11 protein-coding genes are annotated in these 11,430 nt (G+C 54.9%); 4 read left to right on the plus strand and 7 right to left on the minus strand.

From position 1 onward, the window contains the following. Positions 1-73: 73 nt before the first annotated feature. The 7 genes from DFP98_RS24305 to DFP98_RS24335 all read right to left on the minus strand — a co-directional run bounded on the left by DFP98_RS24305 (position 74) and on the right by DFP98_RS24335 (position 7,377). Entirely contained in the window at positions 74-382 is a 309-nt protein-coding gene (locus DFP98_RS24305; protein ID WP_181917919.1) for an FtsB family cell division protein, read from the minus strand. A 151-nt stretch (positions 383-533) separates the two neighbouring features. Then, the gene (yabQ, locus tag DFP98_RS24310; protein WP_116063219.1) at positions 534-1,127 is read right to left on the minus strand and encodes a spore cortex biosynthesis protein YabQ; all 594 of its coding nucleotides are present in this window, start codon (positions 1,125-1,127) and stop codon (positions 534-536) included. Continuing rightward, positions 1,124-1,408 (minus strand): sporulation protein YabP, encoded by a 285-nt coding sequence (yabP, locus tag DFP98_RS24315; RefSeq protein ID WP_116063220.1) that lies wholly within the window; start codon positions 1,406-1,408, stop codon positions 1,124-1,126. The genes yabQ and yabP overlap by 4 nt, the downstream gene beginning before the upstream one ends. 247 nt (positions 1,409-1,655) lie before the next feature. Beyond that, positions 1,656-2,729 carry a lactonase family protein gene (locus DFP98_RS24320; RefSeq protein ID WP_116063221.1) on the minus strand — a complete coding sequence of 358 codons (1,074 nt, stop codon included), beginning with the start codon at positions 2,727-2,729 and terminating at the stop codon, positions 1,656-1,658. 411 nt (positions 2,730-3,140) lie between these two features. Beyond that, positions 3,141-4,085 carry a Gfo/Idh/MocA family protein gene (locus DFP98_RS24325; protein WP_116063222.1) on the minus strand — a complete coding sequence of 315 codons (945 nt, stop codon included), beginning with the start codon at positions 4,083-4,085 and terminating at the stop codon, positions 3,141-3,143. After that, entirely contained in the window at positions 4,082-5,119 is a 1,038-nt protein-coding gene (locus DFP98_RS24330) for a Gfo/Idh/MocA family protein (RefSeq protein WP_116063223.1), read from the minus strand. Before DFP98_RS24330 ends, DFP98_RS24325 begins: the two co-directional genes overlap by 4 nt. Positions 5,120-5,160: 41 nt before the next feature. Beyond that, positions 5,161-7,377, minus strand: coding sequence for a helix-turn-helix domain-containing protein (locus tag DFP98_RS24335; RefSeq protein ID WP_116063224.1), 2,217 nt, complete (start codon positions 7,375-7,377; stop codon positions 5,161-5,163). Positions 7,378-7,622: 245 nt separating this feature from the next. On the opposite strand from DFP98_RS24335, the gene DFP98_RS24340 reads away from it, so the two are divergent. From DFP98_RS24340 to DFP98_RS24355, 4 genes are all read left to right on the plus strand, one after another. Beyond that, the gene (locus tag DFP98_RS24340; protein WP_116063317.1) at positions 7,623-8,525 is read left to right on the plus strand and encodes an ABC transporter permease; all 903 of its coding nucleotides are present in this window, start codon (positions 7,623-7,625) and stop codon (positions 8,523-8,525) included. A gap of 16 nt (positions 8,526-8,541) precedes the next feature. Further along, positions 8,542-9,408, plus strand: a complete 867-nt coding sequence (locus DFP98_RS24345) for a carbohydrate ABC transporter permease (RefSeq protein ID WP_116063225.1) — start codon at positions 8,542-8,544, stop codon at positions 9,406-9,408. Positions 9,409-9,452: 44 nt separating this feature from the next. Then, positions 9,453-11,015 (plus strand): extracellular solute-binding protein, encoded by a 1,563-nt coding sequence (locus tag DFP98_RS24350; RefSeq protein WP_116063226.1) that lies wholly within the window; start codon positions 9,453-9,455, stop codon positions 11,013-11,015. A gap of 145 nt (positions 11,016-11,160) precedes the next feature. Further along, positions 11,161-11,412, plus strand: coding sequence for a hypothetical protein (locus DFP98_RS24355; RefSeq protein WP_116063227.1), 252 nt, complete (start codon positions 11,161-11,163; stop codon positions 11,410-11,412). Positions 11,413-11,430: the final 18 nt, after the last annotated feature.

An 11,430-nucleotide genomic window follows, 5' to 3' on the forward strand; every position in this document is an offset into this window, starting at 1 on the left:
TAAACGACAAGCGGAAGCAAGGTCAACAGACATTAGACTACCCGTCCGGCTAGCCCTGATGTTTGCCCTGATGTTACTTCGTCTTGATCGGCACTTCTCCCGGCAATCCGAGTCCGTGCTCTTTGCGGGCAAGCTGCCCGATATATTCGTCATCGTTCAAACGCGCAATCTGTAACTGCAGTTCCTCATTCTTCGCTTGGGCGTCGGTAAGCTTGAGATTGACTTCTTCCAACTGACTTGCACGATCGTCAATCTGTCCGGATTGAACAATCAGCACGTAGCCGGCCCAACTGAGAAATAAAACAACGACAAACAGCAGCAATTTCAACCTTCTGCGTGCGCCCGCTACTGCAGGGGTCGCGGTCATAGTTTGCGAAGCCAACCCAACGCCTCCTTCCCAAGCATGCTTGCGCTCTCTGGAGAGCGCGACGCGAACATTATAGCACATTATCGCTACGGAGAAATATCCACCTTCGGATGCAATTGCGGCAAGAACGATGTCGAACTAAAGGAACACGAACGTCATGCGAACACTAATTTTTTTTGCGGAAAATATCCCTGATCTGCCTAATACGCTCGCGAAATCGGACGTAGGCGCGCACGACGGGAGCCAGCTTCTTCCTTACCGGGAGAAGCTTGACCCACAGCCAAGCGCCAAGCCCGGCCAACGGTTTGAACAGCAGCTTCCCCGTCCATAACAGCACAGCCGCCGTTACGACGAATACAATATCCAACAGCTTGGCCAACAATCGGACAACCCAAAGCAAGGGAACGATCAACAGCGCTCGCACGAGCCGCCATAGGAACAGCAACAGCGATTTGATGATGTCGATCAGCCTGCCCGTAAGCCGAACCATCCACGAGCTCAGCAGTCCGAAGTAACCGGTCACGCCGATTCCGAGTCCGAGAAAAACGTACATCCGGACTTCTCCTTGATTGCTGGCGAGCAGCACCGCGAACACGCCCAAGGTGGCGGCCGCCCAGTAAGCCGCATCCAGAGCGGGAAGAAGCCAGCGCGCGACGTGGAACCGATGGGAAGCGACGCGGTAGACGTCGAAGACCAGTCCCATAGCCAGACCGCAGAGCATCATGGTGGCAATCGTCATGCCTTGAGACGCCGCGTTCACTTGAACAACTTCCCGAACAGACCCTTGGATTTCGCTCCCGCCGTGCTGCCGTCCAGGTAGACGAGCGAATGGATCGTTCCTTCAATCGACACGAGCCCTTGGTCCAGGCTTAAGTTCTTCATATGCAGGTTCTGCCCGCGAACGGTCAAAAAGCCGCATTCCGTCTCGAGCAGAAACTCCTCGTTGTCGAAGCTGTCCACGTTGCTGACGCCCGTCAGATCGAGCGTTTTGCGATTCAGCATCCGAACTTCCTGGTGCTTGGCACCCTTCGCATGTTCCATGGAGCTCCCCTCCCCTGCTAGCGGTAGTTCAAAAAGTCCAATTTTGATCACGAAGCATCCCAAGAAGCAGACTCGACATCGAATCTTGAATTCAGCCGGATCTTCCGGTGCTCACGTAGCCTCTACTACGCTCCGCTCCTCATACCCGGTCTTCATCCAACCTTCTTGGTGCTGAAAACCGAACTTTTTGAACACATATTTAAGACTAGCCTATGGGGAAGGGAGCTAAATTAGAACCGGACTCGACCTAGCGAATGACGACGCACACCGGCTTGCTGACAGTCAGCTCGGCTCCGGCGAAAACGGGCAAGCCCGACTGAGGCTCGATACGGAACAGGACGACCGAGTCCGAGTTCTGATTCGCCGCGATCAGCCATTGTCCGTCCGGAGACAGCGCGAAGTGTCGCGGAAACTTGCCGCGCGTCGAGACGTAGCCGGCAGGGCTCAGCTTGCCCGACTCGTCGACCGCGAGAACGCCAATACTGTCGTGTCCGCGATTGGAGACGTATAGGAAACGTCCGTCCGGCGATACGGCGATCTCGGCGCACCAGCTCTCTCCCGCGAAAGATGACGGCAGCGTGGAAATCGTCTCCTCTCGAGTCAGCTTGCCCTCTTCGTAGGCGAAATGGGTCACGGTGCTGTTGAGCTCGTTAACGGCGTACAGGGCTTTGCCCGACGGATGAAAAACAAGATGGCGCGGGCCTGCGCCCGCCTCGAGAGAAGTCGCGTCATGCGCCACCCACTGGCTTCCCTCCGTATCCCGGGCATAGGTCATGATCTTGTCCATGCCAAGATCCGCAACGAACAAATACTGCCCGTCCGGGCTGAAGGTGGCGGAATGCGGATGGGGTGCTTGCTGCCGATCGGCATCCGGGCCCGATCCGGTATGACGGAAGCGAATCGACGGAGGCCCCGGACGCTCATCCGCACGTACCGGATACAGCATGACGGATTCCCCGCTATAGTTGGCGACGGCCAGCCAATCCTCCTCAGGCGTGAGCGACAAATGGCAGGGATGAGCGCCATGAGTCGGATGGTATTGGCCCGGCCCCAGCTTGCGCGTCTCCGCATCAATCGGGAAGGAAGCCAGCTGTCCTCCCTCCGCTTTGTCGCCGTCAACGTCAATATGCTCTTCCACCTCGCTGACCGCATAAAGACGGGTCCCGCTCTTATTCACGCGCAAAAACGACGGATTCTCGATATTCCCATACTCCGCCGTCTTCACCAGCTCAGCCGTCTCCGTCAGCAGCTCCGCCCTCGTAATTCCGACTTCATTTTTGGCGCCGTAGGCGCTGATCCATATTTCGAGAGCTTTAGTCATGTCTTATTGCTCCTTTGGGATGATTGGAATAGATAACCCGTTAAGAGGTGAATTCAGTACCGAATGAGACAGTATCCAAGCGGATCACGACCCACAAAATTCCCATTTGTATGGAAATTGGACTTCTACTGCAGATCTGTCTGTTTGCACAAAAAGTTTATGCAGGGAAGTTAGCCGGAAAATCGTACAATACAGCTGGAATCAGGCTTGAAATAAGAATGTTTGTTCGGAAAATCGTACAAAGCAACTCGAATCAGGCTCAAACGATGGAAGTTTGTAGGAAAAACCGTGCAAGTCGACCAAAATCAAGGATTGTATGCCGCTGACCCCTTTTAAAGGATAGTCCCATTATACAACATTTAGCAGTTTTTCCGTATCCCCGAAACCGAGAGCGTCTTACGCCTAACAGCGCTACAACCGCACTGGCTCCCCTGTAAGACGGCTGCGGTTGCCCGCTTCGAGGAAGCGGACGACCTCCAGCAGCTCGTCCGGCGGAATCGGAGAGACCCCGGAGCGAAACATAGCGAGTACCGCCTCCAGCAAGCCGGCGTAATACGGCTTCGGGTGGGCGGAGGCGTCGACGTGCCGCGAGCCGGAACGGCCGTGCAGCACCGCGCCGAAGCAAGTATTGCCCATCCGGTTGCCGCGGAAAGCGCCGAGGCGGCCGTCGGCCCATTCCCCGATAACGCAGTCGCCGACCGCATTCGATACGGCCGTTACTTGCTTGCAGCCGGTGCCGAGACTGGCGTATAGCATTTCCGTCATGTGGATGCCGTACCAATACAGGCCGGGCTGAGTCGGCTGAATCGTCATCGGCCCGTATGCGTCTATACCGTACAGTTCGCCGGTCGGAATTGCGGCTAGCGCATCCGTCAGCGCCTGCGAATACCGCAATGCGGAGGCGCTCATAACGGGGATGCCGTGTCGAGCGGCGAGTTCGACGATTGTGTAGGCATCCTCGTAACCGATCGTCAGCGGTTTGTCGATGAATACCGGTTTGCCGAATGCCGCGATCGCCCGAAACTGCTCGCAATGAACCCGGGCGTCGACCGATTCGAGCAAAATCGCGTCGCTCGCCTCGGCCACCGCTTCCGGCGTGTCCAGCAATCGAACGCCGAACTCCTCCTTCATGCGGGCGGTAAAGCCTTCGACTCTCGCATAGCTCATCTCGAAGTCCGGAGAGACGCTCGAATAAGCCGACTCGATGATCGCGCCGGGAACATGGTACGGATGGGCGGCATCGTGCAGCAGCTCCGCGAATGCGACGACGTGAGAAGTATCCAAGCCGATGATGCCAAGCTTCAGCGGACGACGGCCCGCTGAACGTGCATCGCCATTCCTCGATAAAATGTTCATCCTACGTCTTTCACCGCTTCTTCCCGTCCAGATTTGTGCGAAGCATACATCGCGCGAACGACCGCGACCGCATGACGCGAATGCTCTAGAGACGGCCCCGGCCATTCGACCGAATCCGAGCTGGCCTCTGCATCCGAATTGGAACCGGAGTCGTCCCCCGCCTCAATCCTCGCGATCAGATCCAGCAGCTGCAGCACGAAAGGCGGCTCCTGCCGATCCGTCTCGACCCGTTCGTATTCGCCGCCGCTGCTAAGCCAGAGCGCTTTGCCCGTCTCCAGCTTCAGCATGCCTTCCGTGAAGACGAGTTCCGTCTCGTTGCGGGCGAGGCCTTGGTAGCCGGACTGCGACACCGTTGCTGGAACGCCGTTCTCCAGGTGGAGAAACGCCATGCCGCTCCCTTCGATATCCCCTTTGCCTCCGTAATGGCTCGTTACCGCTTTGACCGAATGAACGGCGGAGCCGGCCAGCCACGCGATCTTGTCGACGGAGTGCGAACCGAGATTCATCAGAATGCCGCCCCCCGCGAGCGCCTTCTGGAAAAACCACGCCGGGCGCCGCTCCTGAAAGTAATACACGTTGCGGACATCGTTGATCATAACGAGCTTGCCTAAGCCGCCCTCGTCAATTATCCGTTTCGCCGTCCGGTTCTCGGCGATATAATGCTGAGTGTGGCCAACCATGAGACGAACGCCCTGTCGACTTGCCGCCTCGATGATCTCGTCGCATTGGCCGACATCCAGCGCCATCGGCTTCTCCAGCAGCACGTGAACGCCCGATTCGATACAGAACAACGCCGCAGTCATGTGCAGAAAATGAGGGAGAGTAATAATGGCGATATCCGGCTTCTCCCGAACGATCATTTCCTTGTAATCCGTATACGCCGATAGACCGCCGTAACGCCCAGCCAACCCCTCTGCGCGCTCTTCGATTAAATCCGCCACGGCAACCGCCTTCGCCCGCTCCATTCCCGCCAGCGCAAGCAAATGCTCTTCTGCGATCGCCCCTCCGCCGATAACCGCCACGCGATAGACCATGTCGAACAACCTCTTCCCTAGGAGGCGGCCAAGGCCGCCTACTATCGTGTATTTTTACGATACTCTCCCGGCGACAAGCCGGTTATCTTCTTGAACGTGCGGATAAACGAATTCGCGTTCAAGTAACCCGTTCGGACGGCGACCTCCTGAATCTGCAGGTCCGTGCCGGTTAGCAGCTCCTTCGCTTTGCCGATGCGGACCTCATTCAAGTAGTCGACGAAGTTCACGCCTTGCTTCTTCTTGAAATACGCCGAAAGATACGTGCCGGTAATGTTTAGCTTCCGTGCGAGAATGTCGAGAGAGAGTTCCTCCGAATAGTGCTCTTCGATATAGCCGAGAGCAAATCCGATGATCGGATCGCGTTCTTCTTTCTTCCGGCGGATCGCTGCCGCGACCCCGGCCACATATGCCGTCAGCCCCTTATCGAGCTGCTCCACCGTCAGACACTCTTCGATCTCCTCCCAAGGAGCCCGGCGCACGTCTCCATCTGGCGGCTCGGATTCGACCTCGACGGCTTGCAGCGTCTTCTGAGCCTTGACGACGATGTCGCGGGCGAACGACTGGAACGCTGCCGCCGTCGCGTGTACGCGCGTCATGCCGGCCAAGTGCCGCGAGACGAGCTGTCGCAGCTCGGTCTCGTTTCCGTAGCGCAGGTGGGTGTAGAATTCCTGCTCCTCTGCGGCGCTGAGCGAGTAACGCCCGGTAGACGGCCGGACATTGCACAGAATTTGCGTCTCGTCGTTCAGCATCCGCTGCTCCGTCATCGCCACGGCTTGCTCGTAAGCGGAGATAAGTTCGTAAGAGTGAGAATAGATCGGGCTAACGCCGATCGTGAAGCAGCCATAGGCTTTATCGAGATCGAACGTCCTCTTCATCCTATCGAGCAGCGCCAGCACGTCGGCGACGTCGTCTTCCGTGAATAGAAGCGTCACGATCCGATTGCGTTCAATCTGGAACGTCTGCGAATCCGGAAATCTTTCCTTGAATTCGAGTTGAATATATTCCTTATAGAGGAACACCGCCCGCTCCATCCCGTTTGCCGTCTGTTCTAGAAACCGGCGCTTAAACGCCATGTCGTAGACGATGACAAGAAACGGCTTGTCTGCGAACGACGTGCCTTTGGGCTCGCCCGTTCCCGTTCGGATCATTTTCAGCCGATTGATGTAGGCGTAATAGCGAAGCGTCGTCTCATTCTGCTTGAGATGGTGCATAGCGTCTTCGTTGGACTTGAGCAGCAGGCTCATTTTCTCCCCGATGTAATCGAACTCCGCAATCTGCGTCGCAAACGGCCCCGGCTTCTGTCTTCTGAGCGCATCGACGATTCTCTTCAGAGGCCCGTTCACGCGAAAGCTGAAAATGACGGACGCGCCCACGCTGATCAAAATCGCCACGCCGAGCAAGCCGGCAAGAACGAGGTTCAGATGCTTGATTTGGGACGAGATGTTGGCGTACGGCATCGACAAGATGTAGGTTAGCCCGCTGTCCTTGCTTTTGGTGTAGAACACGTAATAGCCGTTTCTCTTCACGTAGCCTTCCTGGCCCGGCATTTCGGACGGAGAGAGCGCCGGGGTCGACCCGGAAGTGCGATAGAGAGGTTCGCCGTCATCGCCGAGCAGCGAGAATTGACTGTCTTTAGGAAGGAACGCCTCCGTCATTTTGCGGGCGTCCAGGAAGGCGATCATGTAAACCTTCGACTGCCCGTACTCCTTCATGACGATGGGATACAGAAGGCCGATCGGTTTCTTCTGATGCGAGAAAACCTCGGAGAAGACGGCGGAAGGGAACATCTTGAAGCTGTAATCTTTGACGAACTCCTGCTGCCAAAACGAGAAAGAATATTCGTCGCTTAGATAGAATTTCTCGAACATCCGCTCCGGCTTGACGGTCCCTTCCTTCTCAATCATCAGGTTGTTTTGCGGAAAATAAAGCACGACGTTGTTCAAGCAAAGCGATTCGTTGGAAAGCATATAATTGATGTCCTTCTGGACCTGGTAAACCATCTCGTAGCTGATGCTCTGCCGGTCGTTCTTTAATATCGCCACGTGGTCGTTGAAGTACAGCTGAAGCACCGACTTGCGGACGAGCGCCAGATGCTTCTCGTAATTCTCGCTGGCAAAGCCGAGGTTTAAGCTGCTGTTCTTAATGATCTCGTCCTGAATCGTATCCCGGAAAAAGGTATAGGAAAAAACGTTAAACGATAGCATCAACGCAATAATAGCCAGGAAGCTGGCAAGCAGCTTATAAAGCAACGAGTTCATTTTTCCCCGTAAGAATGCCTTCTTGGAAGCCTCCCTATCCCCTCGTCGATCGCCTCTTCTCACTATAGCCGACGATCCCACTCCTTCATAGAGAAGCCCTCCGCTCAGCGATATACGAATTTCAAGATCATCACCCAATCTTTCGATTGCTGCAAAAATGCGCGTTATTCAAAGAACGGAAGATTTCGCTTCGGCTGTACCGAGGCTATGCTAAGGTCACATTCCGGACCGAAAGGAACATCGAGATGACGCTGAGTCAAAAATGGAACAAAGGCAAATGGCTATTCGCCATGTTTATTCCTTGTTTGCTGTATTACGTCCTATTCAAGTATTTGCCCATCTTCGGGATCGTCGTCGCCTTTAAGGACTATAGCCTGTATAAGGGAATTTGGGCGAGCGATTGGGTCGGCCTGAAATATTTCAGAATGTTCTTCAACAGCTCCGACTTCTGGCTGCTGCTTCGCAACACGTTCCTGCTCGGCTTCTACAATCTGGCATTCGGATTCGCGGCCCCAATCGCTCTCGCTCTTCTTCTTAATGAAATGAGGCTGCGGGCGTTCAAAAGATTCGTCCAGACCGTGAGCTATCTGCCTCACTTTATCTCCAACGTCGTCGCGGCGAGCATGGTCATCATCTTCCTATCTCCGACGGGCGGCGTATTTAACCGGATGCTGACCTCCTTCGGCTTCGATTCGATCAACTTCATGATCGAGCCAGGCTGGTTTCGCCCCATCTACGTTCTGTCCGAAATCTGGCAGCACGTCGGCTGGGAATCGATCATCTTTTTGGCAGCGCTCACAGCGATCGATCCGTCCTTATACGAAGCCGCGGGAATCGACGGGGCGAGCCGCTGGCGGAAAATCGTGCATGTCACGCTGCCCGGCATTTCCTCGACGATGATCGTTCTGCTGATCTTGAAAATCGGCAGCATGATGGAGATCGGCTTCGAGAAAGTGTTCCTGCTCGCGAATCCGGCCACGTACGCGAACGCCGACATTCTGAGCACGTACGTCTACCGGGCCGGCTTGGTCAACGGCAATTTCAGCTACGGTTCCGCGATCGACCTGTTCACTGCAGCCGTCAGCTTCGTTTTCCTACTGAATGCCAACTATATGAGCCGTAAATTCACCGGCAATAGCCTGTGGTAGAGAGAGGACGACAACGATGAGAAAACTATCGATATTCGGCTTGGCGAATGGGGTCTTGCTCGCCGCAGTCGCGTTCGTTACGCTATTTCCTTTCCTTTATATGGCATCCGTTTCCTTGAGCGGCAGCAACTATGTGTTGAAAGGCATGGTGAGCTGGTTTCCTCGCGGCTTTAACGTGGACATGTATAAGTTCGTGCTGGATGATCCGCGCATCATGAGGGCTTACTGGAACACGATCGTGTACGCTGTCGTCGGCACAGCCGTCGCCTTGGTCGTGACGGGTTTCGGCGCCTATGCCCTTTCGAAGAGAGAGATGTTTTTTCACCGCGGCTTTACGATCATGATCGTTATTACGATGTTTTTTAGCGGAGGCATGATTCCGACATTCCTCGTGGTGAGAGAGCTCGGCATCATGAACTCGATCTGGGCAATGGTGCTCCCGAGCGCGGTCAGCACATGGAACCTGCTTATTATGAGAACGTTCTTCGCGAACATTCCGAAGGAGCTCGAGGAATCCGGCAAACTTGACGGGCTCTCCGAGCTCGGAATCTTCGCCCGTATCGTCGCACCGTTGTCCGGCGCGATCTTCGCCACCATCGGCTTGTTCTACGCGGTCGGACTGTGGAACAACTTCCTGAATCCGCTCCTTTACTTGCGGGACCCCGATCTGTTCCCGCTGCAGGTTATTCTGCGCAACATGCTGCTCGTCGGCCAGGCAGGCTCGGGCGATCTGACCGCTGCGAAGGGAGGTGATTCTCTGATCGTGGAGGAGTCGTACACCTACGCTGTCATCCTTGTCTCCACGCTGCCCATCCTGTGCTTGTATCCGTTTCTGCAACGTTATTTCGTAAGGGGAGTTATGATTGGCGCTGTCAAGGGTTAAGAAGTGCGTTATACTATTCGCAATAATAAAGGAGCCTGTTTACGATGAAAAACAGACAAATCATTCTGGCGACGATGCTGGCATTCGCTCTCCTAATCGCAGGATGCAGCAAGTCGAATAATAATGAAGGCTCGCCTTCCTCCTCCGGGACGCAGCCCGCGTCGAAAAGCCCGTCGGCTGCCGCAAGCGAGACGCCGGCTGCGCTTACCTCCAAGACGTTTACGATGCTGACCGACTCCAATCCAAGTTGGCCGTTCGACAAGGAATGGCCGGTCTGGAAGTGGATCGAGGAGAAAACCGGCGCGAAATTCAACGTCCAGCTTCCATCGGGCACGTTGTACGACGCACTGAACTTAACGTTCGCTTCCGGCGATCTGCCCGATCTTATCTTCATGCCGGATCGGACGCAAGCGCTGAAATACGGTCAACAGGGCGCGCTTGTTAACATCTTGGACTACAAGGACAAGATGCCGAATTTTCAGAAATGGATGGAGCAATATCCGGATGTGACGAAGTCGTTCCTCGCCGCCGACGGCAAAATGTATATGTTGCCGACGCAAGGCTTTGGAGAGACGAACCGCGTCGTGTGGATGTACCGTGAAGATATTTTCAAGAAGCACGGATTAACGCCGCCTAAGACATACGACGAACTGTATACAATACTGAAAGAGCTGAAGAAGCTGTATCCGGACAGCTACCCGCTGGCGTTCCGCAACGGCATGCCCGCGATGACGAACTTGACGCCGAACTTCGAGACCAGCGACACCTACTACAAAAACGACGACGGCGATGTGATCTTCGGCCCGGCCGAGGACAACTACAAGACAATGGTCGGCTACTTGAACAAATTCTATTACGAGAAGCTCATCCCGTCCGATTGGCTGACGCTGCAGACCAAGCAATGGCAGGATTTGCTATCGACCGACCAAGCTTTCATTACAGTCGATTTCATCGGACGGATCGACTTCTTCAACGCCGCTATTCGTCAGGAAAACCCGGAATTTACGATGGCGTTCATGGCGCCTCCCGCCGGTTTGCCGGGCGGCAAGCAGCAGAACCCGTTCAAGCAAGTTGTCGAGAACAACCTGGCGATCTCCGCTACGTCCAACAATATCGACGACATCGTTAAAGTGTTCGACTTCTTCTACAGCGAAGAAGGACGAACGCTGCTCAGCTGGGGCAAGGAAGGCGAGACGTACACCGTCGAAGGCGGCCAGAAGAAAATCAATCCAACTTACGTCGATTCCTCCGACTTCCGCAAGAGAACCGGTCTGGCGACGAATGGCACCTACACGTGGATCGACTATGACGCGCATCTCAGCCTTGCGTCCAAGGAGCTCAAATACGCTTATCAGGAAGCCCCAAAATACGATAGCAAATTCAATCTTAAGCCTTCGTTCACGGACAAAGAATACGAGACGATCTCCATCACCGGCACAGCGATCGACAAGTATCGCGACGAGCAGATCAGCAAATTTATTCTCGGCGCTGAGAGCTTGGACGATTGGAGCAAATACGTCGACGAGCTGAACAAGCTCGGCCTGCCTCAAGTGACGGAGCTGACGAAATCGGCTCTCGATCGCACAGAGAACATTAGCTTGAAGTAAGCGAGTGAAATAGGTTAGGCGAAGATCTCCCCCATTAAGAGTCAAACTCTTGATCGGGGGAGATTTCCCATCCGAATTCATATTGCATTTCGAATGAAAATCGTTATCATTAAACCCAACTTAGCGTATTAAAAGAGGGCGACCTATGATATCAAGAGGACAAGAAGCCGGGGCGCTGATTCGAATAAAAGATATTGTTTCTCTGGAAGTGCCTTTGGATGGAGAGGCGGCTTATCCGGCGAACAGCTCGTATACCGCCGTCTTTTGCTTGGGCGGCAGGGCGATGATCGCTTCGGGAAGCGAAACCGTCGAGTTGGCGCCGAACGATCCGGCCGCAAGAGCGGCTGGCCGAGGATATACGCTTGGCGCAGGAGCTGCCGCCCCATGTATTCGGTAGGAGCAAAAACCCACTTCA

Origin of the sequence: Cohnella phaseoli, from assembly GCF_003386235.1 — a bacterium.
Taxonomy (GTDB): Bacteria; Bacillota; Bacilli; order Paenibacillales; family Paenibacillaceae; genus Cohnella; species Cohnella phaseoli.

What these genes read in the sequence shown, in the direction of transcription:
- yabP (WP_116063220.1), bottom strand. Translation starts at nt 1,408, where the DNA reads ATGGAACATGCGAAGGGTGCCAAGCACCAGGAAGTTCGGATGCTGAAT.
- DFP98_RS24320 (WP_116063221.1), bottom strand. Translation starts at nt 2,729, where the DNA reads ATGACTAAAGCTCTCGAAATATGGATCAGCGCCTACGGCGCCAAAAAT.
- DFP98_RS24325 (WP_116063222.1), bottom strand. Translation starts at nt 4,085, where the DNA reads ATGAACATTTTATCGAGGAATGGCGATGCACGTTCAGCGGGCCGTCGT.
- DFP98_RS24330 (WP_116063223.1), bottom strand. Translation starts at nt 5,119, where the DNA reads ATGGTCTATCGCGTGGCGGTTATCGGCGGAGGGGCGATCGCAGAAGAG.
- DFP98_RS24335 (WP_116063224.1), bottom strand. Translation starts at nt 7,377, where the DNA reads ATGAACTCGTTGCTTTATAAGCTGCTTGCCAGCTTCCTGGCTATTATT.
- DFP98_RS24340 (WP_116063317.1), top strand. Translation starts at nt 7,623, where the DNA reads ATGACGCTGAGTCAAAAATGGAACAAAGGCAAATGGCTATTCGCCATG.
- DFP98_RS24345 (WP_116063225.1), top strand. Translation starts at nt 8,542, where the DNA reads ATGAGAAAACTATCGATATTCGGCTTGGCGAATGGGGTCTTGCTCGCC.
- DFP98_RS24350 (WP_116063226.1), top strand. Translation starts at nt 9,453, where the DNA reads ATGAAAAACAGACAAATCATTCTGGCGACGATGCTGGCATTCGCTCTC.
- DFP98_RS24355 (WP_116063227.1), top strand. Translation starts at nt 11,161, where the DNA reads ATGATATCAAGAGGACAAGAAGCCGGGGCGCTGATTCGAATAAAAGAT.